This is a genomic window from Myxococcus stipitatus DSM 14675 (genome assembly GCF_000331735.1).
Classification (GTDB): domain Bacteria; phylum Myxococcota; class Myxococcia; order Myxococcales; family Myxococcaceae; genus Myxococcus; species Myxococcus stipitatus.
In genome coordinates, this window is record NC_020126.1 from 10,325,638 (window position 1) to 10,350,586 (window position 24,949).

A 24,949-nucleotide genomic window follows, 5' to 3' on the forward strand; every position below is an offset into this window, starting at 1 on the left:
CACCTGGAAATCCATCACCGGCAGCTCGCCGTCACGCGCGCGACCGTGAAGACCTCTTCGCGCGTGGGCTTCGGCTCTGCCTGAAACGCCATGACCGGCGGCTCGCCACCACACGCGCGACCGTGAAGACCTCTTCGCGCGCCGGCTTCGATTCGGCCTCGAACACCGGGACCGGCAGCTCGCCGCCACACCCATCACCTTGAACGCATCTTCACGCGCCGGCTTCGGTTCCGCCTCGAACGTCGGGACCGGCAGCTCCCCACCACACGCGTCACCTTGACGACCTCTCACGCGTGCATCGGTTCCACGTGGAACGTCGGGACCGACAGCTCGCCACTGCGCCCGCCACCTCGAAGACCTCTTCGCATGCCTGCTTCGGTTCCACAGGGAACTCGCGGCAGCCATCGCTCAGGTTCCTGCCTTCATCTCCTTGGGTGACTTGGTGGACGGAGGAGCCCCATGCCCTGAAGCCTGTGGGCACTGACTTCACGCCGACGAGTTCCTCACGACCGGGGTCCGAGTTCCGTCCGGACCAGGTGGCACTCTCTTCCTGGCGCCACCTCTTGAGCCGAGTTGCGAGCGGACCCACCGATTCGCTGTGAATCACGCGGTGACTCGCGTCAGGGTCCGCATCCACCGCAACAGAACGACTCCATCACTCGTTGGTCGGGTGGCCCATCCAGAAGGAAGGTCGTTTCGTGGGCTGGCTCATCAGCCATGTGGAGCAGGCGGAGGGACCTCGCTCCACGCCCCACTCCTGGAGGCGACTTGAAGACCTCCCAATCTGTTCGCCGTTTCGTGTGGACCGCGTGCATCCGAACTCGGCCGAAGCGCTCGTCAGGTCGACTGCTCCATCGCTGAACTTCCCATCCCTGTGGAGCGGGTCGTCCACCTGAGCATGAGAGCCCTCACCTCTTTCCCTTGGGACCGCGATGAGGGTGAGAAACCATCGACCTGCGCCAGAGCTCAGCTGCTCGCCGTCCGTGTGGAGCGCGAAGTTGCTATCGCCTGGCTGCTCGGCACCCCATTCGATGGCGCTTGAGGTCTGGCAGGAAGCACTCTTCGAGCGCCCCTGCGGAACCTGAACCACGGGCAGAGCGGCACACAAGTGAGCAGGAGACAGCCCCGCGAGCTCAACATGGCGCGCCCCTTCCCGGTCAGGTCTCCTCAGAACCCCCACTACCTGGCTGACACCGCCACAAGCGGGCCCCACTCGCCCTCCCCTTCCCACGCTGAACAGCCACCAGCGCTTGATGGCGTGGGGCGCCGCGAGTCCTCCCGCGCCCTCGCGATGATTCGGCACCAAGCAGGCAGCGGATTGGCTGGCTCCATGCCGGTCGACAAGCTTGATGGAGGAAGGCCCCACTGCCTGCACCTCCACGGGTTCGTTCCGCGTGGGGATCGAATGAAGAAGGCTCACCGACTCTGCCGTGCACCTCACAAGACCACGACAACAACCACTGAGGATGAGTCTCTGGTTCTGACAGCAGCGCTGGTCGTTCCTCCCTGGCCTCTGTCGGATGCACTCGCCTGCGCAGACTCGTCTTCGGGAAAGTCGGCCATCTTCATCGCGCCACCCATGGTCACAGTCTCGGCGATGCAGACCCGCTCTCGCGTCAAACCAGCTTCACCATCCCCTGCGGCACTCTTGATGAAGGAGCACGGAGGCCCTGGTCGACCACGAGCTGCACACCCCCAACCTCGCGCTGTTGTGTCGACCCGGTCGAACTGCTTCGAGACTCCGCTGGGACCGAGTCTTTCCCGCTCCATCACTTCATCCGAAGCGCTCGCCCATCTGCTCAGCGGCAACCAGGCACAACATCTTCGGCATGCCCCCCGGCCGCTTCGTCTCCGCATGAACAGGACTCGGTATGGTGGGGTCAGCTGCATGCTCGTTCCACGAGGAACCTGCCAATGCACTGGCATTCCTCACGCACTGGCTGACAGTGCCGTTGAACCTGCGCGTCATGCTGGCACTCGGCCCCTCGCTTGTTCCAAGTCGTGGCCGCACGCGGATTGAACGCGACGCGCATCCGTCGCGAGTGCGCCTGCACGTGACGTCAACTTGAGCCGCTCGCCGATGCGCTCGACTTGTTCCTCGCGACCCTCACGGGCACGCACGGGATGCATTGGCGCACCCCACCCTGCCGACTATGAGTCAGTGGGCACTGCCCATCTGAGGAGCGTCGGACTCCGTGGCACCCGCGACTGACTGCTGCCACGGAACACTCCATGAGCGTCAGCGCATGCATCATTCCGAGTGACCCTCGGACATCGGCAGACCTCTTCATCGGGGGCTCTCCATTGAGATGCTGCCGGCGCGCGGCCTCTCAACGGAGAGATGGAAAGCCATCTCCGAAGCACTCATGAGAACCGGGCTCCACGCTTCGCACGAGCAACACGCATCGCCGTGTGAGTAGCGATAGGTCCGGGGGTCCCCCATCTTCGAGAACCATCCGCAGCGTTTCCGTTCACGCGCATCGGGGCTCGCCGCTTGAATCCGCGATGACGAAGCCGCAGCCATCACGACATGGGGCGAGCGTGCACCGACTCAGCGCCCAGCATCGCAGTCTCTCATCAGCACGAATCGGTGACGTCGACGCACTCGAGCTCGCTCCTGACTCCCCACCAACCTGCGCAGCCAGCGGCAGATTGATTGCCCGGGACATCGCTTCACCGACCCTCGGCATGCACAGCGACCTTCAACACCGTCGCTCGACATGAGAAGCCGAACCACTTGGGCTGCCCTTGATTCAACTCGTGAGGAGGGCTCGTCCCTTTCATTCCGCGGAGCAGTGGCGACAGTTCGTCAGGCTGCCCCTTGGGCCTCCATGTCTCCGCCTGCTCTGTTGACTCCCTCGCTCCCTGATGGCCGCGAGCGGAGAGCAGCGCGCATGCATTGATGGCTCACTTCGTTCCGGCGCCCGCTCGGCTCCTTGCCGGCCATCGACTTCGCGGACTCAACGGCCCTCACTGTCGGCACCGATTGATGGACGCACGCTCCTCGCGTTCGTTCTGCATGAGTTCGCGACCAGCTTTCGCGATACGGCCAACCTCGCGTGTCATGCGAGGCCACATGCGGAGCATCCTTCGGATTTGCTTCGCGTGCCCGCGTCGACGTTGGCCGACTGCTCGGAAAGAAGCTCTCCGTCACCCTGTTGCACCTGTGATGGACAATGCACTCAGCGGAGCGTCGCCTCGTGGGCCTCGATGAAAGGCTCGGAGCCGACACTGCTCATCGACTCGGCTTCGGGCAGTCCCTACCGGGTCCACTCACCTTGGTAGAGCACCACTCGATAGCCATCCGGGTCCTCGAAGGTCTTCCCTTTCGCGTCCCAGTAGGGATTGCGCGAGCGCACTGGAGGGAAGCCGGATTGCTCCATCCGGCGCACTCGCTGTTCCCACTCGGCGCGCTCAGGCAGATAGAAGACCAACAGGTTGTCTTCGGATGGCGAGCGCGGCGCTTCGTGTCCTCGTTCCACGGTGAACTCCAGGTGATAGGGCGCGCCCTTCTCACCCAGCATCACTCCGTCGAAGCCCTCGTGGTCCTCGAAGCCTCCCAAGTGCTCGAGGCCAAGCCCCTCTCGATAGAACCGCACCACCTGCTCGAGATTCCGCGTCGGCCGCGCCACTCTCATCTTGTACACGTTCATCTCGAGTCCCTCTCCCTCAGTCGAGCCCCCTCCCCGCCCCACCGCGCATCAGCATCACGCAGGCTGACGCATTCGCGCTCGTCCGCGGCAACGGGATGACGAAAGCTCCATTCATCAACAGTCCGCCGTCCGAGCACCCCGCACACGACCTCAGGAGTCCAACTCCTCTGGCGATCCAGAGGACCTCGACCCTTCGTTCCACAGAGCTCCGTGTTCGAACGAAAGCACCCCTCCACCGGCTGCTCTCTTCTCGTGCAGCGCTCGGTCCTCAGAACAAATGAAGCGACCTCGCGGCCCTCGCACAGTCTCCAGATTACAGACCACGCCGGGTCGCGGCGGTGCCCCTTGCCTCGACGCTGTACCACTGCTTGTGGGCCCTCGATTCCAGTCTGTGCGCCAGGCATTCCGCGTGGGCTCGGTTCCTCATCACGCAGACGTCATGCACGTTGCCTGTGTCGTCCTGCCGGTACACCGCCCAGCCATCACGCAAGCGAGGTGTGGCCTCATCGAACCGCCACACCACTTCTCCTCGCCACCAATCCAGGTGCGCGAGCGCGTGGTCCAGTTCGTCCTCTCGGACCGTGACGTGAAAGGCGCCCGTCCGCTCCACGAAGGAGACGGTCAGCAAGAGGCCGCAATCCGCACGCCATCCCCAGGACACAGTCGGGTCCACCCCGTCATCCTGTGTGCTCGACCAATGCGGAGGTCCCCAGCGACGCTCGAAGTCAGCACGAGACACTCGAGCCACGGCGACATGAGGGACCCTCGGCTCCTGCTCTCCCCAAGTAACGGGACTGCTCGTCGGAAGTGGCTGCATGCATCCAACCTCCCTTCCAAAACCTAACGTCCTCACTCCGCACATACCCTCGAATCATCCGCGTTCGCGCAGCTGAGTGATTCCATCTCCAAGCACCCAGCTCGTCGCATCGGAGCGTCCCCGTCCCCTCCCCTTCCGGCTCGTGAAAGCAGAGCGCCAGCGCACCACACCCTCAATCCAAGGCACGGCATCCCCTCCCCGCTCCCTCACTGATTCCGAGGACGAATCCCTCATACCCACCGAGTAACGGGTCCCCTCCCCTTCCGCGCCGTGAGGTCAGAGACGCGACATCAGGCGCCCCGACACCAGGCGCGACGCCAAAGTCCCCCTCCCGTCCCAAGCCGAGAGTTCAGAGACCCGACAGCAAGTGTCCCGACACCAGGCGCGACGCCAAAGTCCCCTCCCCTTCTGCTCCGTGAGCGCAGAGACGCGGTCTCTTGTTCCCAGACACCGGGTACGGCACACGGGTCCCCTCCCCTTCCACTTCACGAACCTAGGGTTCCGGCATCAAGCACCCCGAGTCCGGGCGCGACGCTGGTGTCTCCCTCCCTTCCACTGCACGAACCCAGAGACCCGGCATCAAGCGCCCGAACATCAGGCATGACGCCAGAGCCCCCTTCCCTTCCACTTCACGAACCCAGAGACCCGGCATCAAGCACCCCGAGTCCGGGCCCGACGCCAGCGCCCCCTCCCCTTCCACTTCACGAACCCAGGGACCCAGCATCAAGCACCCGAACATCGGGCGCGACGGCTGTGTCCCCTCCCCTGCCGCTTCGCTAACCCAGAGACCTGGCAGCACAAGCACCCGAACATCGGACACAACGCCAGAGTCCCCTCCCCTTCCACTTCACGAACCCAGGGACCCAGCATCAAGCACCCGAACATCGGGCGCGACGCCTGTGTCCCCTCCCCTGCCGCTTCGCTAACCCAGAGACCTGGCAGCACAAGCACCCGAACATCGGACACAACGCCAGAGTCCCCTCCCCTTCCACTTCACGAACCCGGAGACCCGGCAGCACAAGCACCCGAACATCGGGCACGACACCAGAGCCCCCGCCCCTTCCACTTCACGAACCCAGAGACCCGGCATCAAGCGCCCGAACATCGGGCGCGACGCCTGGGGCCCCTCCCCTACTGCTTCGCGAACACCACGACCTGCCGCTCCGCTCCGGAGAACGGCAGCCGGTACGCCCGCGCGGACACCACTCGCAGCTGACGCTCCGCCGCTCGTGCTTCCAGCTCCGCGTCCGTCTGCGCCTTGCCCAGCATCGCCACCACGCGCCCGCCCGGCTCCACATACGCGGGCGCCAAGGCCAACCAATCCGGCAGGTCCATGAAGGCTCGCGCAATCAGCAGCTCCGCGCGCGGAATCCCTTCCACCTCCGGCTGCCCTTCCGCTCGAGCGTGCAGCCCGCGCACGCCCTGCAACCCCAGGCTCGCGGACGCCGCCTTGATGAACGCGACCTTCTTCCCCACGGTGTCCACCAACGTCACGCCCAACGCCGGCAACACAATCTTCAACGGCAACCCCGGGAAGCCCGCACCGGCCCCCAAGTCCAACAACGACGCCGCCCCCGTCACCTCCGGCAGCACCGCGAGCGAGTCCAGGAAGTGCTTCTCCAGCACCTCCTCCGGCGCCGTAATCGCCGTGAGGTTCACCTTCGCGTTCCACTTCAACAGCTCCGCCATCAGCCGCTGCAACAGGGGCCCCACGTCCGCCCCCAACGTCACGCCCAGCGCCCGACTCCCCGTTGCCAGCAGATCTACGAATCGCGTGTTATCCACAGCACCTCCACCGCCGGCTGGGCCCTAACCCTCCGGAATCATTCAGGGGATTTCTATCCCCAAAGTTATCCACACGTTTCCCACACCCCCGTTCTGATCAACCCGGGGGGGATTCGCTCCCCGTGGAAGGCCCCGAGGAACGCTTGAGGGCCACCAGCAACAAGGACACCGCGGCCGGCGTCAGCCCGGGAATCCGCCGCGCCTGCCCCACCGTCGAGGGCTTGTGCGCCGCCAGCTTCTCCGCCGCCTCCGTGCTCAACCCCCGCACGTCCCGGAAGGCGAAGCCCTCCGGAATCCTCCACCGGTCCACCGCCTCCGACTCCCGCGCCGCCGCTCGCGCCGCCTGCGCGATGTAGCCCTCGTACTTCACCTCCACCTCCACCTCCTCGGCCACATCCGCTGGCACCACCGGCCAGTCCTCGCGCCCCTCCCCGAGCTGCCCGTACGTCACCTCGGGCCGCTTCAGCCGTGCCACCAACCCCGTGCGCTTGAGCCGAGTCACCTCCTCCGTCACCGCCCTCTGACGCGCCTCCGCTCGCTCGAGCGCCTCGCGCGGCAACAGCCCCACCCGATGCCCATGCCTCGCGAGCCGCAGGTCCGCGTTGCCTTCACGCAGCCGCAGACGGTGCTCGGAGCGACTGGTGAACATGCGGAACGGCTCGTCCACGCCCTTCGTCACCAGGTCATCCACCAGCACCGCGCCATGCGCTTCGTCCCGGCCCAGGAGGAGCAGCGGCTCGCCCTTCACCTGGAGCGCCGCGTTCAGCCCCGCCCACAGCCCCTGGAAGGCCGCCTCCTCGTAACCCGAGGTGCCGTTGAGCTGCCCCGCGAAGTACAGGCCCTCCACGGTCTTCGTCTCCAACGTGGGCTTGAGCTGCGTGGGCGGCGCGTAGTCGTACTCCACCGCGTAGCCGAACCGCACCACCTCCACCTGCTCCAGCCCCGGAATCGTGCGCAGGAAGTCGAGCTGCACCTCCGCGGGAAGGCTCGTCGACAGGCCCGCCGGGTACACCAGCGGGGAGTCCGGTCCCTCGGGCTCCAGGAACACCTGGTGCCGCTCGCGGCTCGCGAAGCGCACCACCTTGTCCTCGAGCGACGGGCAGTACCGAGGCCCTCGGCCGACAATCTCCCCCTGATACAGCGGCGAGCGATGCAGGTTCTCCCGCAGCACCTGGTGCGTGCGCAGCGTGGTCTGCGTCATGCCGCACATCACCGCGGGCTGGCGGGGAAACGGCACGCCGGCCGCCCACTCCTCGCGCGTGCGCCAGGAGAACGGACGCGGCGGAAGGTCCCCGGGCTGCGGCTCCACCACGTCCCAGTCGATGCTCGCCCGCGCCAGTCGCGCCGGAGTCCCCGTCTTGAAGCGGCCCAGCGAGAAGCCCAAGGCGCGCAGCGAATCCGACAGGCCTCTCGCCGCGTCGTCGCCCAGTCGCCCGCCCACTTCCTTCTTCTCGCCCATGTGCATCAGCGCCTGGAGGAAGGTGCCCGTGGTCAGCAGCACCGCCGACGCGGACACCTGCGTCCCGTCGCCGAGCACCACGCCCTTCACCCGTCCGCCCTCGGCCACGAGCGAGGACACCTCGCCCTCGCGCACGGTCAGGTTCGGTTGGGAGAAGAGGACCGACTGCATCAGCACCGCGTACTGCTCGCGGTCGCACAGGATGCGCGTCGCCTGCACGGCGGGGCCCTTGGAGGCGTTGAGCGTCTTGAAGTGCGTGCCGGCGAGGTCCGCCACCCGGCCCATCTGTCCGCCCAGCGAGTCCAGCTCCCGCACCAGGTGGCCCTTGGCGGTGCCGCCCACGGCGGGGTTGCAGCTCATGACGGCGGAGCGCTCGCGCTTGAGGGTGATGCCGAGCGTGGCCAGGCCCAGGCGCGAACAGGCGAGCGCCGCCTCACAGCCCGCATGGCCCAGGCCCACCACGATGACGTCGTACCGGAGTCCCATCGCTCACACGGGTCGCCGGAGGGCTTCGAGGCCTGACGCGGCACCCGCTCCGTCATGGCGCCGAGCACCCTGGCTCCGCGCGCCGCGACCTGTCGGCAGTCCGTATGTCTCCGGTGGGCGCCCTTGGCAAGCAAAGGGAAGGTTTACGGGAGCGCGCGAGGCGGGCAGTGGGAGGGGTTGAGGAGCTGCCTGCCTCGCGCGCACCGGCCACCCTCCGGAAGGTTCAGTCCCGTGCGACGGGCTTCCCCCTCCGGCCTGGATGGCAGTCGAAAAATTGTCGGGTCCGCAGCGCGGCGGACCCCATCCCCCTGGTGACGAATGGGGCGGCCCCCCGCCCCCTCGCATGCTCCCCCTACATGGCGTCGCACACACGGAGGGAGGACCGGACCGTGCGGTGAGGGCGCGACGGAGGACGAGAGCTCGTGTCTCGAAGCGGCCCTGCACCCCCGTGTGCGCGACGGGGATATGAATAGCCGGAGGGTCTGACATGCCGGCTTACGCGGGAGCGGTGCCCTCCCCTCCCCCGCGTCGCGGCGGTGGGTGGGGGGTGCCCCAGCTCCCAGGGCCCACAGGGGCGGGCTGACGGAGCACTGGCCAGGACCGGGCCACCCCGCTATCCAGCGCACTCGATGACGAGGTCTCGGAGAACCAGCCAGGAGTCGCCCCGCGGTGCGCGCGAGCGGTGCCGCTCGAGAGGGCTGGAGTCCCGCCCGCGTGGCCAGACAGGCGGCCGGGTGTGCCTCGGGCCTTGGATTTGGAACTGAATGAACACGCTCACGAAGAAGCCGCCCGCGTCGGGCACGTTGTCGCTGGAGCTGCTGCTGGGGGCGCTCACCGCGTTCGCGCCGTTGTCCATCGACATGTACCTGCCCGCGTTGCCTCGCATCGCGGAGGACCTGCGGGCGTCGCAGTCCGTGGTGCAGCTCACGCTCGCGTCGTGCTTCGCGGGGCTGGCGTTGGGTCAGCTCTGCACCGGTCCGTTGATTGACCGGTATGGCCGCACGCGCCCGCTGTATGCGGGATTGTTCGTGTATGTGTTGGGTTCGCTGGGCTGTGCCCTGGCGCCCACGGCGCAGGCGTTGGTGGCCATGCGCTTCCTCCAGGCCTTGGGCGGCGCGGTGGCGCTGGTGACTCCGCGCGCGGTGGTGCGGGACCTGTGGTCCGGCGCCGAGGCGGCGAAGACGATGTCCCGCTTGATGCTCGTGGTCGGCGTGGCGCCCGTGCTGGCGCCGATGCTGGGCGGCTTCGTGCTCCAGCACACGAGCTGGCGCGCCATCTTCGTGCTGCTGTCTGTCATTGGCGCGGTGGCCTTGGTCTTCACGCGGAAGGTGCTGCCCGAGACGGCGCCCGCGCACTCGAAGGCGAAGAGCCTCTGGGCGCGCATGGGGGAACTGCTGCGCGACGCGGACTTCGTGGGGCCCGCGCTGGCGTGTGGCTTCGCGTATGCGGGGATGTTCGCGTACATCGCCGGCTCGCCGTTCGTCTTCATCACGCTGCACGGTGTGACGGAGCAAGGCTTTGGCTGGTTCTTCGGCGCCAACGCGGTGGGGCTGGTGGTGATGGCGCAGCTCAATCGCAGACTGTTGGGCTTCATCCCGCTGCACCGGATGCTGCGTCTGGCATTGACGCTCTACGCGGTGGGCGCCGCGGTGGTGCTGGCGGTGGCCTGGAGCGGCGCGGGAGGGCTGTGGGGACTGGCCGCCGCGCTGTTCCTCTTCGTGCCGACGCTGGGGCTCGTGGGGCCCAACGCCGCGGCCATCGCGCTGGAGCGGCACGCCGCGCATGCGGGGCTCGCGTCCGCGGTGCTGGGGGCTCTGCAGTTCGCCGCGGCGGCCTCCGCGTCCTGGGCGGTGAGCGCACTCAACGACGGCAGCGCGAGGCCCATGGGAATCGTCGTCGCGGCGGCGGCCGTGCTGGCGTGGCTCGCCGGGTTCGTGGGGCACCGGGCGCGCGCTCGGGCGGCGAGCACGGAGCAGCCGCCGCGGACATGAAAAAGCCCCGAGGCGCCGCATGGCACCCCGGGGCTCGAGCACTGGCCCACTCAGGGGCTCAGCACCTCACTGCGCGGGCGGAGCCTTCACGGAGGCCTTGGCCTTCTTGTCCGCGCCCGCGAAGTCGCCGGCCTTCACCCGGGTGACCTTCGCCCAGTCCACGTGCCGCGCCATGGCCTGGCGCACGTCCTCCGGCTTGAGCTTCGCGAGCTTCTGCTCCAGCGCCCCGTCGAAGGTGAGGGTGCGCCCCAGGAACAGGTAGTTGGACAGCCTGCGCGCCAGTCCGCCGTCCTGCGCACGCGCCGCCTGGCGGTACTCCAGCAGACCCGAGCGGGCCTTCTCCAGCTCCTCGGCCGAGTAGCCCTTCTCGAGCGCGCTCGTCACTTCCTCGCGCATCGCCAGCTCCAGCTTCGCCGCGTTCTCCGGCGCGTAGATGGCGAACGTGGTGAACATGCCCACCGCGTCCAGGTCTCCCGGGTCGATGTTGCTGGAGACGCCGTAGGACAGGCCGTCCTTCTGGCGGATGCGCGTGGCCAGCCGCGAGTTGAGGAAGCCGCCGCCCAGCACGAAGTTGCCCAGCATCAGCGCCGGCCAGTCCGCGTCGTCCTCGCGCAGCTGCAGCGACTGTCCCGCGAAGTAGAACGCGTTCGCCTTGTCCGGCGTCTCCACCGAGACGGCCTTGGCGCCCACGTTGGCGAACACCTCCGGCACGCGCTGGTACGCCGCGGGGCTCTTCCAGTCGTTGAACAGCTTGCCGGACAGCGCGACGATGTCCTTCGGCTCGAAGTCACCCACCACGGCCAGCTCCGCGTGCGAGCCGCCGTAGAAGGCCTTGTGGAAGGCGCGGGCCTGCTCCAGCGTGGTGTCCTTCGCTCCGGCGATGCGCTCGTCGAGCGTGGGCACGTAGTACGGGTGGCCCTTCGCGTAGTGGCCCGACAGCGTGCGCCACAGCGCGATGCTGCCCTGCGTCTGCGGCTCGCTGCGCTGCGACTCCAGGTCCGTCAGCCGCTCCTGCTTGAGGATGGAGAACTCCTTCTCGTCGAAGGCCGGCTCACGCAGCACCTCCGCCACCAGCTCCAGCGCCTTGGGCAGGCTGGCGCGCGGGCACTCGATGTACGCCGAGCCTCCCGTGAGCGAGCCGTCCACCATCACCCGCGCCTTGAGCTTGTCGAGCTCGTCCTGGAGCTGCTGCCGCGTGTGCTTCTTCGAGCCCCGCATCAGCATGCGGCCCGCATACGCCGCCGCTTCGGACTTCCCGTTCAGCGCGGCCTCGGTGCCCCAGTGGAAGGAGAGCGACGCGCTCACCATCTCTCCGCGCGTCTTCTTCGACAGGAGCGCGTACTTCATGCCGCCCGCGAGCTCCCCGCGCTGCACGCGCGCCTCCACGTTGGCGGGGGAGGGGTCGAACGCCTCGCCCTGCGCCACCGCGGCGCGGCCCTTGTAGCCGTCCATCATCTTCGCCATGTCCACGGCCGGCGGCATCTCCGAGCGCTCCGGCTTCGCGGTGGGGATGAACGTGCCCAGCGTGCGGTTGGAGGACTTGAGATAGGTCTCCGCCACGCGCATGACGTCGGTGGGCTTCACCGCCTCGATGCGGTCGCGGTGCAGGAACATCAGGCGCCAGTCACCCGTGGCGGCCCACTCCGACAGGCCGATGGCGGCGCGCTCCGAGTTGTTCAGCGTCAGCTCCATCATCTTCAGGAGGGTCGTCTTCGCGCGCGTGACGTCCTCCTCGGTGAAGGGCGTGCGAGCGGCCTCCTCCACCGTCTTCACCAGCGCCTCGCGAGCGGACGCCACCGACTGGCCCTCGCGCAGGTCCACGTCGAAGCCGATGATGCCGGGGTCGCGGAACTGGAAGTTGTAGGCGCGCGCCTTGGCCGCCTTCTTCGTCTCCACCAGCGCCTTGTAGAGCCGGCCGGAGGGGTTGTCGCCCAGCACCTGCGTCAGCACGTCGATGGCGGCGAAGTCCGGGTGGCCGCCCTCGGGCACGTGGTACACGCTGGAGATCATGGGGATGTCGCCCACGCGGCGCAGCGTCACCTCGCGCTCACCGTCCTGGGTGGGCTCCTGGGTGTACGTGGCGGGCAGGGGCTCGGCGGGCTTCTTCAGCTTGCCGAAGGTGCTCTGGATGAGCCCCAGGGCCTTCGCCTCGTCGAAGCGGCCGGCCACCACCAGCATCGCGTTATCCGGACGGTAGTACTTCCGGTAGAACGCCTGGAGCCGGTCGATGGGGACGTTCTCCAGGTCGGAGCGCGCGCCGATGGTCGACTTGCCGTAGCTGTGCCAGATGTACGCGGCGCTGAGGACGCGCTCCTGGAGGATGCTGCCCGGGTCGTTCTCACCGGCCTCGAACTCGTTGCGGACGACCGTCATCTCGCTGTCGAGGTCCTTCTTCGCGATGAAGCTGTTGACCATGCGGTCGGCTTCGAAGGAGAGGGCCCAGCGCAGGTTCTCGTCGGAGGCGGGCAGGGTCTCGAAGTAGTTGGTGCGGTCCAGCCAGGTGGTGCCGTTGGGGCGGGCGCCGCGCTCGGTGAGCGCCTGGGGCACGTTCTTCGTGGTGGGGGTGCCCTTGAAGAGCAGGTGCTCCAGCAGGTGGGCCATGCCCGTCTCGCCGTAGCCCTCGTGCTTGCTGCCCACGAAGTACGTCACGTTGACGGTGACGTTGGGCTTGCTGGGGTCCGGGAAGAGGAGCACGCGCAGGCCATTGGGCAGGCGGTACTCGGTGATGCCCTCCACGCTCGCCACGGGAGCAAGCGCCGAGCCGCGGGCCTTCGCCTTCGCGGGGAGGGCGGCCGGGGAGGGGGCAGGGGCCTGGGCCCATACCGGTGGGGCGGCCACCAACATCAGGGGAGCCAACAGGGAAAGCCGGGTACGGCGCTTCATGCGGTCCTCGCGGGGAACAGGATTTGAATGGCGCTTCTAACCCGCCAGGGTGCGTCCGCCATCCCGGAACCCTGTAATTCCTTCAAGCAAGCGTCCGAGATGCGGCAGGGCAGGGGGAGGGCGACTCCGTGGGGTGAACCGTCCGGGTCGTCTGGGCTTTCACGACTACCTCCCAGGTTGTTGAGTGGATTTCATCCATGTCAGGTCGGATTGGTAGGGTGTCTCTACCTGGGAGCAAGGCATAGGGCCGCTCGAAGGAGGCTGGATGGCGAGGCATGACGGTGGGGACTTTGACGCGCGGTATCAAAGGGAGATGGAGGAGCTGGACCGGCGGCTGAGGGAGGGGCAGGAGGAGACGCGAGCCACCCTCCAGGTGCTCTCACAGCAGATGGAGAGGACGCGGGGGGACCTGGATGCGCTCGAGCGGAGTCATCGTGAAGTCAGACCTGCCCTCCAGAACAGCCGAGAGACATTCCGAGAGCTCCGGAGTGCGTATCAGGATTACGCGGTCGAGCTGCGTGCGCTGAAGGAAGACTCCGGCGCGCTCAAGCAAGAGGTCGCCGAGGTGAGGCAGGACGTCGGCGCACTCAAGCAAGGCTACGTGGCGCTGAAGAAGAACGTCGGCGCGCTCAAGGAGGAGGTCGACTCATTCAAGCAAGAGGTCGGAGCCCTCAAGCAGCAGGTGTACGTCGTCGAGAAGCAGGTCGACGTGGTGAGGAAGGACGTCGACGTCCTTCAACGAGACGTCGCCACGCTCCAGCAAGACGTCGCTACACTCCAACAGGACGTCGGCACGCTCCAACAGGACGTCGGCACGCTCCAACAGGACGTCGGCACGCTCCAACAGGACGTCGGCACGCTCCAGCAACGGGTGCACGTCGTCGAAGCGAGGACGGAGGTGCTCGAGGAGAGGGTGGATGCCGTCAGACATGACGTCGACGCCGTCACCCAGCGGACCGAGCTGCTCGAGGTGAAGGTCCAGTCCGTCGAGGTGCGGGTGGGGACCATGGACAACCGCATCCACTCCTTGGAGGAGCACAGCCGGGTCACCGACTCGAAGTTCGAGGCCGCGGATCATCGGTTCCAGTGCCTCGAGGAGAAGTTGAACGCGGTCTTCCAAGCGACGGCTGTACTGCGCGCAGGCTTCGAGGAGTCCGTCGACACGCTGGCCCGACTCTCCCAGCAGATGGGGGTGGACTCATCGAGGCTCCGCAAGGGGTTGTTCCACGTCAACGACAAGGTCGCCCGGCTCACCGTCGACTGGGGCTCCACCCGGATACGGCTGGAGGACCATGAGCGAATCCTGAAGAAGCTCCTCAAGAACTGAGCACGTGAGCCTCCCTGGAGCGCCGCGGTGAAGGTCAGCGCGGCGCTCCAGCCAGCGTCGGTGTAGCTTCGGACCACGAAGGGACACGTATGCGGCTGGTGCTCATCTCCGATACCCACCGACGACACGAGGAGCTGGAGGTCCCCGCCTGCGACGTGCTCATCCATGCGGGCGACTTCTCCAAGCGAGGGAAGCAGCCGGAGCTGGAGTCCTTCCTTTCCTGGTTCGCCACCCAGCCCGCCCGCGAGAAGGTGTTCGTCGCGGGCAACCATGACTTCATCTGCGAGCGGGAGCCAGCGCTGACGCGGGAGCTCGCGCGCCAGGCGGGGGTGCACTACCTCGACGACGAGGCGCTCGTGGTCTCCGGGCTGCGCCTGTGGGGCTCGCCGGTGACGCCTCGCTTCGGCGGCATGGCGTTCAACTACGACCGGGGCGCGCCCATCCTGGCCCGCTGGAACCTCATCCCGGAGGGGCTGGACGTCCTCATCACCCACGGCCCTCCGAAGGGGGTGGGGGACCGCACCTTCCTGGGCGCGCACGTGGGCTGCGCGGACCTGCTCGCCCGGGTGCGGCACGTCCGGCCGCGCCTCCATGTCTTCGGCCACATCCACGAGTCCTTTGGTGAGCACTCGGTGCCCGACGTGCCCACCCGGTTCCTCAACGTGGCCAACTGCCACCTGCTCCCGCTCGGGCTGCGTCCCCCCGTGACGGTGGAGCTGGAGCCCCAGGCCGCGATGGACAGGACGTCGACGCTCTGACCGGGACGTCCCCCGCCGTCCGGTGAGGGGACGCAGCGGCCCGTCACCAGAGGGAATGTTGCTCGGAAGGCGAGGGGGCCTTCCGGGGCGTGCAAGCATCGGCACCTGGGCCCGTTAAGTAGTAAGGACCGCGGGGCGGATGCATGTCCGGTCCATCAGAGGACTCAGGAGCTTCATCGGATGAAACGATTTCTAGTCGGCGCGCTCGCCTTCATCGGCGCGATGTCCGTTCTCTTCGTGATGGGCTTGATTGCCCTCATCGTGCTGGCCTCCATGAGCCGCCCGAGCGTGCCCTCCCAGCTCGTGCTGGAGATGGACCTGGACCGGCCCCTGCCCGAGCACGTCGCGGAGGCGTCCCTGTCGAGCGCCTTTGGCGAGGAGCCGCTCACCGTGCGCGACGTGGTGGACGCGCTGGAGAAGGCCGGGGATGACTCCCGGGTGAAGTCGCTGCTCGTGCGCGTGGGCACCAGCCCCGGCAGTCCGGCGACGACGCAGGAGGTCCGCGACGCGGTGAAGGCCTTCCGCGCGAAGGGCAAGAAGGCCGTGGCGTTCACCGACTCGTTCGGCGAGGAGGGCAACGGCACCAGCACGTACTACTTCGCGTCGGTCTTCGACGAAATCTACATGCAGCCGTCCGGCAGCTTGAACATCCTGGGCATCGCCTTCGAGACGCCGTTTGCTCGAGACGCGCTGGAGAAGCTGGGCGTCAAGCCGCAGTTCGACAAGCGCTACGAGTTCAAGAACGCCGTCAATTCCTACACGGAGCAGGGCTACACGGGGCCGCACCTGGAGGCCACCAAGCAGTTCACCGGCAGCCTCTTCGGGCAGATGGTGCGCGGCATCGCCGAGGAGCGCGAGCTGACGGAGGACGCGGTGCGCGCGCTCATCGACCGGGCGCCGCTGCTCGCGACGGAGGCGGTGGAGAACAAGCTGCTGGACGGCCTGCGCTACCGCGACGAGGTCTATGCCGAGCAGAAGAAGGCGGCCGGCGACAACGCGGAGCTCCTGTACATGAAGAAGTACCTGGAGCGCGCGGGCCGTCCCCACACCTCGGGAGACACCATCGCGCTGGTGTACGCGGTGGGCACGGTGAATCGCGGCAAGAGCGACGCGAGCCCCTTCGGTGAGCAGTCCCTGGGCAGCGACAGCGTGTCGGCGGCGCTGCGCAAGGCGGTGGAGGACTCGCGGGTGAAGGCCATCCTCTTCCGCGTGGACAGTCCGGGCGGCAGCTACGTGGCCAGCGACACCGTGCGCCGCGAGGTGCAGCGCGCGCGCGAGGCGGGCAAGCCCGTCATCGCCACCATGGGCACGTACGCCGCGAGCGGCGGCTACTTCGTCGCCATGGACGCGGACAAGATTGTCGCGCACCCCGGCACGCTGACGGGCAGCATCGGCGTGTACAACGGCAAGTTCGTCACGAACGGCTTCTGGGAGAAGCTGGGCGTCAACTTCGAGACGGTGTCCTTCGGCCGCAACGCAATGCTGACCAGCACGGACGCGGCCTATACGCCGGAGGAGCAGGCCCGCGTGGACGCGGAATTGGACCGCATCTACACGGACTTCACCACGCGCGCGGCGGCCAGCCGGAAGATGCCGCTGGACAAGCTCCAGGGCCTGGCCAAGGGCCGCGTGTGGACGGGCGAGGACGCGCTGACGAACGGCCTGGTGGACGCGCTGGGCGGCTATCCCAAGGCGCTGGCGCTGGCCAAGGAGGCCGCGAAGATTCCCGCGGACGCCGCCGTGCGGGTCGAGGAGTACCCGCGTCGGAAGAGCCCCGCGGAGGTGCTGTCGTCGTTCCTGGGTGAGACGGGCGACAACAGCGATGACACCTCCGCCACCGCGCTCGCCATGCCGTGGGCTCCGGTCGTCGAGGCAGTCCGCGTGGTGAACGAGCTGGGTGTGCGCATGGGTGTCTTCGAGCCCCAGCGAGGCACGCTCTACGCGCCCGTGCCCGAAGCACGCTGGTAACCGGTCGTCCGGTTTCCGCGCCCGTGCGTGCCATCCGGACGCACGGGCGTGATGTCCAGACGCCGGGGTTCCAGAACTTCGAACCCTCACGCCCGTTTCAAAATCACCTCGGTGGGTTGCCGTGCTCCTCGAGACGCCTCGCGTCTTGAAGCGGAGACGCGGGGATGTGCCACGGAGGGAGGAGCGCCATCGGGCCCCTGCCTTGCAGGTGTCGTGGCGACGGAAGCATCTGTCGTCGGCGAGGTAGCCGCGAAGTGGGTGCAGGCGTAGAGCTGGTTCAATTTTCCTGGACGAATGCGTTCCCAGGGGCAGGTGGCCGCCGTGGGGGGCCTGAGGAGCCGAGGATGAAGAAGCGACTGGGGGACATCCTGTTGGCGCGTGGGGTGGTGGATGCGCTGCAGCTCCACTCCGCGCTGGCGTATCAGCGGAAGTGGGGTGTGCCGCTGGGGCAGGTGGTGGTGGACCAGCGCTTCTGCACGGCGGCGCAGGTGCTGGAGGCGTTGGCGGAGCAGGTGGGGATGCAGACGGTAGACCTGGATGCGCAACCTCCGGAGTCCGCGCTGGCCCGACTGATTCCCGAGCGGGTGGCGGAAGCGCACCGCGTGGTGCCGCTGAGGCTGGAGGGGCAGGCGCCTCGCGACACGCTGGTGGTGGCCATGGCCGCGCCCGCGAGCCTCGCGTCGCTGGACGCGGTGAAGAGTGTCACGGGCAGGGTGCGCGTGGTGGCGAAGCTGGCCACGGACACGTCCATCCGCCGCGCCATCGGCCGCATGTACCGGGGCGAGACGAGCACCGCGCAGCGCCGCCCTGGGATGGAGGGCTTCTCGCTGCCGGAGACGGATGAGCAGATGCCGCTGGTGCTCAGTGGCAGCATGGCGGAGCTGACGACCATGGAGGCTCCGGTCGAGGACTCGGTGGACTTGCCCTTGTTGTCCTCGCTGGAAGAGGCGACGGCGCGTCCTCCGCCTGTCATTCCGGCGTCCCGTGCGCCTTCGCACACGAAGCTGCCCACGCTGACGGCGGCGCGTCCGGAGCCCATGGCGCAGGTGCTGGTCTACGGCTGGGGCGCGGAGGCCGCGGCGGGGCTGGTGAAGGTGCTGACGGGGAAGGGGTTCAGCTCGCGGGTGGCGAACACCGAGGAGCTCCTCGCGTCGCATGAGACGCAGGTGGTGGTGACGCCGCTGCCGTCGATGGAGTCCCTGGGACGGAAGGTGCTGGCCCAGGTGGTGGTGGCGGGGAAGACGCCCGAGGTGGACCTGCCTCGCGCTCAAGCAGTGGGGGCCCGGGGCTTCCTGGCGGCCCCGGTGGACCCCGACCTGTTGTTGCGCGCGGTGCGTCGGCTCGCGCCGACGGAGGCCAACGCCACGTTTCTCAGACGCGCCAGCTGAGCGGCGCGGACTTCCGCTGAATCAAGGCGCCGTGGCGAAAAGGGAGTGGTCGCCGACGACGGAGGACTCGGGGAGCCACAGCGACTCGAGCTCCACGGGCGCGGAGGAGAAGGGCTCGGCGCGCACCAAGGCGTCGGACTCGTAGCAGCCGGTGAGGAGCCAGCCGCGCTTGACACGCTGGTACGTCTCCAGCGTGCGGGCGACGGGGTCCACCAGCCAGACGTGGGAGACACCCTGGCGCGCGTAGAGGGGGAGCTTGCGGGTGCGGTCCAGCGCCGCGGTGGTGGGCGCAATCACCTCGCAGACCCAGTCGGGGGCCAGGGTGAGGAAGGGGACGTCCGGGTCGATGGGGGACGCCACGCGCTCGCGGCGCCAGCCGGCGACATCCGGGACGAGCACGTCGTGACCCAGGCGCAGCTCGGGGGCGCGCAGGAAGCACCAGCGGCCACTGCCGCCTCGGCGCTTGTCGAGCTGTTCGCCCAGCTCCACGCCCAGCATGAAGGCGGCGCGCGTCTGCGCGGGAGTCAGCCTGGGAGAGGCCACGAGCTCTTCGTCCAGAATCTCTCCCACCCATCCCGCGGGCAGGGCCGAGAGCATGGAGTGGTTCGCCAGGTGGATGATGCCTTCCGTCACAGCGCCTCCGAAAGTGCTGCGGTTGAGGGCGGCATTCTAGGAAGGGGTCTGACATGTCCCGCGCTCGGCGGGACGCGTCACTTGCCGATGCAGAATCGCTGGAAGATTGCGTCGATGAGCGCCTCGGAAGCGGACGTTCCGGACAGCTCGCCGAGGGCTTCCAGGGCGATGGCGACTTCGCCGGACACGACCTCCAAGGTTGAGAGGTGTGAAGCGGACTCCGCGCGGGACAGTGCCTCGGAGGCGCGACGCAAGGCATCGGCGTGACGCTCGGACACGAGGGCCACCGCCGAGGGCGTGCCGGCGCCCCACAAACGTGAGAGGAGCACGTCGCGCAGTGCGTCCACACCCTCGCCCGTGAGCCCGCTGACGCGCGGACGCGGTGGGGGAGGGGGCGTGGGGGATGCACCTGGCACAGCGCTCTTCCGCGAGGACGGGGTGCTCACATCGGCGCGCGTGTGCTCCGCACCGTGAGCCGAAGCTCCGGGACGGAGTGAGTGCCCCGATGAGTCAGTCGTGACCGTGTGCATCGGTGTGACGCCGGTCACTTCGTGCGAGTGCTCCGCACGCTGTTGGTCCGGAGTTGCGGGAGCGTGAGGATGCGCAGCGGCGACATCGTGCTCGCCGTCGACCATCGGTACCAACGGGGTGCCATCCGCACCGTGCTTGTGCTCCGTCGTCTGGGCCGAAGTCGCGGGAACGAGAGGATGCGCAGCAGCCACATCGCACTTGCCGTCGACCATCAGCACAGGCGTGGAGCCCGCCTCATCGCGCCAGCGCTCCGCGTCCTCCACCGAGGTCGCAGGCGGCAACACGAGCACCGCCAGGTCCACCCCCGAGAGCAACTCCCGCGTCCGCGCAATGCCCAGCGCTTCCACACGGCCCGGCGTCTCGCGCAGGCCCGCGGTGTCGAACAACGTCACCCCGAGCCCGTTCCACTCAACCCGCGCCTCCAACGCATCGCGCGTCGTGCCGGGCTCATCGTCCACCAGCGCGCGCTGTTCACCCACCAACCGGTTGAACAGCGTCGACTTGCCCGCGTTGACGGGGCCGAACATCGCCACGCGCGCGCCCCGGCGCACCAGCCGCCCCTGTCCCGCCTCTGCAATCAACGCCTCCGCCTGCGCGCGCAGCGCCTGGACTCGCGACGCCGCATCCTCGTCGGCGCCCTCGGCCTCGTCGGGGAAGTTGAGCACGCCCTCCAGGTCCGCATGCAGGTCGCGCAACGGCTCCTCCAGCGCACGCACGCGTCCGGTGAGCGCCCCGGACAACCCCGCCGCCGCAGCTCGCACCGCGGACTCCGAGTCCGCCGCCACCAGGTCCGCGACCGCCTCCGCGCGCGTCAGGTCGATGCGGCCATTCAAGAAGGCGCGACGCGTGAACTCACCCGGCGTCGCCAGACGCGCGAGCCCCTCCTCAAGCGTCCGCTCCAACAACAACCGCAGCAGGCGCGGCCCCCCATGCGCCTGCAACTCCACCACGTCCTCACCCGTGAACGACGCGGGCCCTCGGAAGTAGAGGAAGAGCCCCTCGTCCAGCACACGGCCATGCGCGTCCACGAAGCTCGCGAGATACGCATGGCGAGGAGTGGGGGAGGGCGGCACACCCGGGGCCAGCCGACGGCCGACCTCGAGGGCGGCGGGGCCCGACAACCGGATGATGCCCACGGCCCCCGCGGTGGGCGCGGTGGCCAGGGCGACAATCGTGGGGGAAGCGGACGTCATGTCGACTCAAGTCGCGGCGACGGGCACCGCGCGGCCCTCGAGACGAATCCCTACCGAGGGCCCATGGGAGGCGTGGAGCCTCGGGCGGCCTTCTCCACGGCCTCCCGATTCTCCTCGATGTACTTCTCGACCGCGGCGTCCTCGATGTCCAGGTCCCGCAGCACACCCGGGTAGACGAAGCGGAAGGCGGGAGACTCCTCGTCTCCGCGCAGACGGAAGCTCATCTTCAGCACCGCCGCGCCGTACAGCTTGTCCTTGAGACCCTTCGCCTTGCCCATGCACCGCCCTCACTCGTCGAAGTCGTCCTCGTCATCATCCGGCAACAGGCTCCGCTTGGGCAGCGGCGCCGGCTTCTCCGGAGTGAACACCACGCGGCGGTTGCGGCCCTCACCCTCGGCCGACACCTTCAACCCCGTCACTCCTTCTACCGCCTTCATCACCCGCGCGCGGTCTTCCTGCTTCATCGCGGCGAGCGCGTAGAAGCGCCCCAGGCTGGCGGACTTCTCGGCGAGCTGACGGACCGCCTCTCGCAGCGCGGCATCCTCTTCCACCGGCATCGAGCGCTCATCCGACTCCCCGGCCCGACCCGGAGCCGCCGCCGCGCGAGCCGCCGGCGCCTGCTGCTGCGCCGCCGCCCCTCGCTGGGCCTGCTGCCGGGCGGGAGCCTGCGGCGGCGCGGGAGCCCGAGGCGCCGCCACGGGAGCTGGCGCCGCGGGAGCCGCGGCCTGCGCGACGGGAGCCTGCGGCTGCGGCTCACGACGCTGACGGGGCTCCGGGTGCGCCCCCGCGCCCAGCACCACCCAGCGCCGCTCGACGCCGGGACGGTGCAGCATCTTGTTGAGCAGGAACTGGAGCGAATCCAGCACCTGGCTGCGGCGGCCCTGCTCCACACCGGGCGGAGGGCCCGCGTCGAAGTGCAGCGCGACGGACAGGCTTCCATCCGCCGCGTCCTGCATGTCCAGGCGCGCGGGGAAGCCCATCAGCCCGAGGATGTCGCCCAGGAGCTTCTCCACGCGAGGCCGGAGGTCGGCCCCCGCGCCCCCCGGGGCCGGAGTGCCGGCCACCGGAGCCTGCTGCGGAACCTGCTGCTCGCTCACTTGCGTTTTCCTCCCGCCGTCGCCGCCACCGGCGTTCCCCCACCCGTCGGCTTGTTGCGGTCCAGCCACTTCCTCAACCCGTACTGCTGCGCGATGGAGAGGATGTTGTTGGTGAAGATGTAGAGCGACAGACCGGCCGGGTACTGGAGCAGCGTCAGCGTGAAGATGCCGGGCACGAACCAGGTCATGATCTTCGCCTGGGTCGCATCCATCATCTGCGGCTGCATCTTCTGGGTGATGATCATCGACACGCCCAGCGCCAGGGGCAGCAGGTACGTGGGGTCCTTGTAGGTCAGGTCCCTCCAGATGGGGCCGAAGAAGGGCTCGCCGTACAGGTCGAAGCTGTTGCGCAGGGCCGTGAAGAGCGCAATCCACACCGGCATCTGGATGAGCAGCGGCAGACAGCCGCCCAGGGGGTTCACCTTCGCCTCCTGGTACAGCTTCATGATTTCAAGGTTCTGCTGCTCGCGGTTGTCCGCGTACTTCTTGCGGATCTCCTCCATGCGCGGCTGGAGCTTCTTCACCTCTTCCATGCTGACCATGGAGCGGTAGGTGAGCGGCAGCAGCACCATCTTCACCACCACCGTGAGCAGGATGATGGCCACGCCCCAGTTGCCCGTGAGGCCGTGGAAGAACTTCATGATGGTCAGCAGCAGCTTGCAGATGACGGCCCAGATGCCGAAGTCCACGGTGTCCGTGAGCGCCGGGCGGAACGTGTTCTGCGCGTTGAGGTTCGCGGCCTGGACCAGCTCGGTGCCGGGCACGCTCGCCATCAGGTCGGGGTCCTTGGGGCCCAGGTAGCCGCCCAGCCGCAGCGTCACCGTCTCACCCGCGGCCACGCTCAGCGGGAAGGCCGCCGTCGCCTGCCGCGCGGTGGGCGTGGCGGTGAGGATGCAGTGGCCCGCGCGCGGGCCGTCCAGCGGGTAGAGCGCCGACACGAAGTACTGCTGGTTGATGCCGAAGAAGGCGATGTTGCCCTTCGTGTCCTCGGGCTTGTCGTCACCCGGGTTCATGTTGTGGAGCTTGTCGTCCACCTGGCACGAGGAGCGGCTCAGGTTGCCCACGCCGCCGAAGAAGGACGGCGCGTGCTCGAAGTTCGGGTCGATGGCGCGCGAGTAGTGCACCTGCAGCTCGCCGTTCTGCGGCTGGCCGGAGATGTTCTTCACCTGGATGGTGTAGAGCATCTCGAAGCCCTCCTGCGGCCACTGGAACACCTTCACCACCTCCCACGGACCCTGGCGGCCCGTGAAGGTGACGGAGTCCAGCCCGGCGCCGCCCGTCTTCTCCTCCACCGCGTAGGAGACGTTGGCCGGCAGGGGGCTCGAGCCCTCGATGGTGACGGACAGCGGCAGCGGCTGGTTGGGCACCGGCTGCGCCAGGTTCATCTGCGGCGCGGGCGGGACCTCCTTGCCCAGCAGCAGTTGGAAGCCCTGGGACACCGACAGCGAGCCCTGCTCGCGCATCTTCACGCCCTGGAGCACCGCCGACGTCAGGCCCGCGCCCTGCGAGGAGAACTGGTAGACGGACTCCTTGCGGGTCAGGTCCACCTTGCGGGCGGGCGGGGGAGGGGTGGCCTCCGTGGGGCTGCCCGGGGTGGGCGGCGAGGCCTCACCCGACGGCGGGAGAGCGGCCTGGGCCTGCGTGCCAGCGTCCTGGGGGCCCGCCGCCGCCACTCCTCCGTCCTCGGCGCCAGGCGTGGCGGGCGGGGGCGGGAAGAGGAACATCCAACCGGCGGTGATGGCGAAGGAGAGCAGCAGGGCGACCAGGAGCCGCTTCTGGGAGTCGTTCGACTGGGGCGAGAGCGGATCGTTCATAGAGTTCCCTCCCCACGGGGGAGGGTGCGGCAAGGGGTGAAAGCCCCGTCACGGCACCGGGTCGATGCCACCGGGGTGGAAGGGCTGGCAGCGCAACAAGCGCCACACGGTGAGCCAGGAACCCTTGAGCCCTCCGTGCTTTTCCAGCGCCTCCATGGCGTAGGTGGAGCACGAGGGATAGAAGCGGCACACCTTCGGCAAAAGCGGCCCGAGGAACTTCCGGTAGAAGCGGATGGGCAGCGAGATGACGAAGGCGAGCGGGCTCATCTGGGAGGCTCCTTCGGCTTCGACTCGGCGGCCGGCGGGAGCCGCTGCAGCTTACGGGTGACACCGTCGAAGGCGCGGGACAGGTCCACGAAGGAGGCTTCCTTCGCGGATGAGCGCGCCACCAACACCACGTCCAGGCCCGAAGGCCATTGCATGCGGCGCTTGCGGAACAACTCGCGCAGCACGCGCCTGAGGCGCGCGCGCACTACCGCGTTTCCCACCTTGCTCGACACGGTGAGGCCAACACGGGAGTACGTCCGGCCATTGCGTTTGTAGAGAGCGAGGAGACAGTCGGAAGGAAGCTTCTGCCCACCGTCCTGCACCTCGAGGAACTCACGCCTGCTGAGCAGGCGAAGGGCCTTGGGGAAGCGCTGGTCTGCCGGGCCAGTCTGGCCCGGCGTCGCACCCTCGGCCCTCACAAGCAGACTCGCTTACTTCTTGGCAGCCGACACGACCAGCCGCTTGCGGCCCTTCGCGCGGCGGCGCTTGAGGACATCACGGCCGGACTTGGTTCCGTTGCGCTTGCGGAACCCGTGGGTGCGGTTGCGGCGCAGCTTCGACGGCTGGTACGTGCGCTTGGACACGGCTCGAACTCCTTGATGAGGGGTGGCGCCTCCTACGGCTTCGGCGCGACCTGAACTAGGGAAAGGGCCGGGTCCGTAACCCCATTTCCGGGGTAAGTCAACGGAGGATCACCTCCGTCCGCCCCATTTCACCCCTCCGCGGCCCTCTTTCGCCTCGCGGAGGTTTTGCATTCCGCACCGTCAGTCAACCCCGGGCAGGCGGCCCCCATCCATGGGGGGGAGGAGATCGGATCTCCACAACCGTCGCGGATCGGCATGCCCGTTGCCGATCATCCACCCCCTGAAAAGATCCTTCTGCGGCGCGGCTTTGGGTCG

At 68.3% G+C, this 24,949-nt stretch carries 17 protein-coding genes; 5 read left to right on the top strand and 12 right to left on the bottom strand.

Features of this window, described 5'->3' with window-relative positions; translation table 11 throughout:
• Nucleotides 1–3,260 precede the first annotated feature (3,260 nt).
• From MYSTI_RS40270 to mnmG, 3 genes are all read right to left on the bottom strand, one after another.
• Nucleotides 3,261–3,653, bottom strand: coding sequence for a VOC family protein (locus MYSTI_RS40270; protein ID WP_015353638.1), 393 nt, complete (start codon nucleotides 3,651–3,653; stop codon nucleotides 3,261–3,263).
• 1,948 nt (nucleotides 3,654–5,601) lie between these two features.
• Nucleotides 5,602–6,255, bottom strand: a complete 654-nt coding sequence (rsmG, locus tag MYSTI_RS40280; protein WP_015353640.1) for a 16S rRNA (guanine(527)-N(7))-methyltransferase RsmG — start codon at nucleotides 6,253–6,255, stop codon at nucleotides 5,602–5,604.
• A gap of 97 nt (nucleotides 6,256–6,352) precedes the next feature.
• Nucleotides 6,353–8,200, bottom strand: coding sequence for a tRNA uridine-5-carboxymethylaminomethyl(34) synthesis enzyme MnmG (gene mnmG / locus MYSTI_RS40285; protein WP_015353641.1), 1,848 nt, complete (start codon nucleotides 8,198–8,200; stop codon nucleotides 6,353–6,355).
• Nucleotides 8,201–8,964: 764 nt separating this feature from the next.
• Here mnmG and MYSTI_RS40290 point away from each other — a divergent pair.
• On the top strand, nucleotides 8,965–10,191 hold the full coding sequence (locus MYSTI_RS40290; protein ID WP_015353642.1) for a multidrug effflux MFS transporter: 1,227 nt from the start codon (nucleotides 8,965–8,967) through the stop codon (nucleotides 10,189–10,191).
• A 66-nt stretch (nucleotides 10,192–10,257) separates the two neighbouring features.
• On the opposite strand, the gene MYSTI_RS40295 is transcribed toward MYSTI_RS40290, so the two are convergent.
• Nucleotides 10,258–13,074, bottom strand: coding sequence for a M16 family metallopeptidase (locus MYSTI_RS40295; protein WP_015353643.1), 2,817 nt, complete (start codon nucleotides 13,072–13,074; stop codon nucleotides 10,258–10,260).
• A gap of 265 nt (nucleotides 13,075–13,339) precedes the next feature.
• On the opposite strand from MYSTI_RS40295, the gene MYSTI_RS40300 reads away from it, so the two are divergent.
• The 4 genes from MYSTI_RS40300 to MYSTI_RS40315 all read left to right on the top strand — a co-directional run bounded on the left by MYSTI_RS40300 (nucleotide 13,340) and on the right by MYSTI_RS40315 (nucleotide 18,515).
• The gene (locus tag MYSTI_RS40300; protein ID WP_015353644.1) at nucleotides 13,340–14,401 is read left to right on the top strand and encodes a coiled-coil domain-containing protein; all 1,062 of its coding nucleotides are present in this window, start codon (nucleotides 13,340–13,342) and stop codon (nucleotides 14,399–14,401) included.
• Nucleotides 14,402–14,490: 89 nt separating this feature from the next.
• Nucleotides 14,491–15,159: a metallophosphatase domain-containing protein gene (locus MYSTI_RS40305; protein WP_015353645.1), complete on the top strand. Its 669-nt coding sequence runs from the start codon at nucleotides 14,491–14,493 to the stop codon at nucleotides 15,157–15,159.
• A 180-nt stretch (nucleotides 15,160–15,339) separates the two neighbouring features.
• Nucleotides 15,340–17,127 carry a signal peptide peptidase SppA gene (gene sppA, locus MYSTI_RS40310; protein WP_015353646.1) on the top strand — a complete coding sequence of 596 codons (1,788 nt, stop codon included), beginning with the start codon at nucleotides 15,340–15,342 and terminating at the stop codon, nucleotides 17,125–17,127.
• Nucleotides 17,128–17,471: 344 nt separating this feature from the next.
• On the top strand, nucleotides 17,472–18,515 hold the full coding sequence (locus MYSTI_RS40315; RefSeq protein ID WP_015353647.1) for a GspE/PulE/PilB domain-containing protein: 1,044 nt from the start codon (nucleotides 17,472–17,474) through the stop codon (nucleotides 18,513–18,515).
• Nucleotides 18,516–18,536: 21 nt separating this feature from the next.
• On the opposite strand, the gene MYSTI_RS40320 is transcribed toward MYSTI_RS40315, so the two are convergent.
• The 8 genes from MYSTI_RS40320 to rpmH form a co-directional block, all read right to left on the bottom strand.
• Nucleotides 18,537–19,148, bottom strand: coding sequence for a Uma2 family endonuclease (locus tag MYSTI_RS40320; protein WP_015353648.1), 612 nt, complete (start codon nucleotides 19,146–19,148; stop codon nucleotides 18,537–18,539).
• A 77-nt stretch (nucleotides 19,149–19,225) separates the two neighbouring features.
• Complete coding sequence (locus MYSTI_RS42540) at nucleotides 19,226–20,872, bottom strand: tRNA modification GTPase (protein WP_015353649.1); 1,647 nt, start codon at nucleotides 20,870–20,872, stop codon at nucleotides 19,226–19,228.
• A gap of 50 nt (nucleotides 20,873–20,922) precedes the next feature.
• A complete protein-coding gene (locus MYSTI_RS40330) occupies nucleotides 20,923–21,150 on the bottom strand; it encodes a hypothetical protein (RefSeq protein WP_015353650.1) in 228 nt (75 codons plus the stop codon).
• A gap of 9 nt (nucleotides 21,151–21,159) precedes the next feature.
• Complete coding sequence (locus MYSTI_RS40335) at nucleotides 21,160–21,969, bottom strand: hypothetical protein (RefSeq protein ID WP_015353651.1); 810 nt, start codon at nucleotides 21,967–21,969, stop codon at nucleotides 21,160–21,162.
• On the bottom strand, nucleotides 21,966–23,783 hold the full coding sequence (gene yidC, locus MYSTI_RS40340) for a membrane protein insertase YidC (protein WP_015353652.1): 1,818 nt from the start codon (nucleotides 23,781–23,783) through the stop codon (nucleotides 21,966–21,968). The genes MYSTI_RS40335 and yidC overlap by 4 nt, the downstream gene beginning before the upstream one ends.
• A gap of 48 nt (nucleotides 23,784–23,831) precedes the next feature.
• Nucleotides 23,832–24,050, bottom strand: coding sequence for a membrane protein insertion efficiency factor YidD (yidD, locus tag MYSTI_RS40345; protein ID WP_015353653.1), 219 nt, complete (start codon nucleotides 24,048–24,050; stop codon nucleotides 23,832–23,834).
• Nucleotides 24,047–24,469 carry a ribonuclease P protein component gene (gene rnpA, locus MYSTI_RS40350; protein ID WP_015353654.1) on the bottom strand — a complete coding sequence of 141 codons (423 nt, stop codon included), beginning with the start codon at nucleotides 24,467–24,469 and terminating at the stop codon, nucleotides 24,047–24,049. The genes yidD and rnpA overlap by 4 nt, the downstream gene beginning before the upstream one ends.
• A gap of 12 nt (nucleotides 24,470–24,481) precedes the next feature.
• A complete protein-coding gene (rpmH, locus tag MYSTI_RS40355; RefSeq protein WP_015353655.1) occupies nucleotides 24,482–24,634 on the bottom strand; it encodes a 50S ribosomal protein L34 in 153 nt (50 codons plus the stop codon).
• Nucleotides 24,635–24,949 lie beyond the last annotated feature (315 nt).

What these genes read in the sequence shown, in the direction of transcription:
- MYSTI_RS40270 (WP_015353638.1), bottom strand. Translation starts at nt 3,653, where the DNA reads ATGAACGTGTACAAGATGAGAGTGGCGCGGCCGACGCGGAATCTCGAG.
- mnmG (WP_015353641.1), bottom strand. Translation starts at nt 8,200, where the DNA reads ATGGGACTCCGGTACGACGTCATCGTGGTGGGCCTGGGCCATGCGGGC.
- MYSTI_RS40290 (WP_015353642.1), top strand. Translation starts at nt 8,965, where the DNA reads ATGAACACGCTCACGAAGAAGCCGCCCGCGTCGGGCACGTTGTCGCTG.
- MYSTI_RS40295 (WP_015353643.1), bottom strand. Translation starts at nt 13,074, where the DNA reads ATGAAGCGCCGTACCCGGCTTTCCCTGTTGGCTCCCCTGATGTTGGTG.
- MYSTI_RS40300 (WP_015353644.1), top strand. Translation starts at nt 13,340, where the DNA reads ATGGCGAGGCATGACGGTGGGGACTTTGACGCGCGGTATCAAAGGGAG.
- MYSTI_RS40305 (WP_015353645.1), top strand. Translation starts at nt 14,491, where the DNA reads ATGCGGCTGGTGCTCATCTCCGATACCCACCGACGACACGAGGAGCTG.
- sppA (WP_015353646.1), top strand. Translation starts at nt 15,340, where the DNA reads ATGAAACGATTTCTAGTCGGCGCGCTCGCCTTCATCGGCGCGATGTCC.
- MYSTI_RS40315 (WP_015353647.1), top strand. Translation starts at nt 17,472, where the DNA reads ATGAAGAAGCGACTGGGGGACATCCTGTTGGCGCGTGGGGTGGTGGAT.
- MYSTI_RS42540 (WP_015353649.1), bottom strand. Translation starts at nt 20,872, where the DNA reads ATGACGTCCGCTTCCCCCACGATTGTCGCCCTGGCCACCGCGCCCACC.
- MYSTI_RS40330 (WP_015353650.1), bottom strand. Translation starts at nt 21,150, where the DNA reads ATGGGCAAGGCGAAGGGTCTCAAGGACAAGCTGTACGGCGCGGCGGTG.
- yidC (WP_015353652.1), bottom strand. Translation starts at nt 23,783, where the DNA reads ATGAACGATCCGCTCTCGCCCCAGTCGAACGACTCCCAGAAGCGGCTC.
- yidD (WP_015353653.1), bottom strand. Translation starts at nt 24,050, where the DNA reads ATGAGCCCGCTCGCCTTCGTCATCTCGCTGCCCATCCGCTTCTACCGG.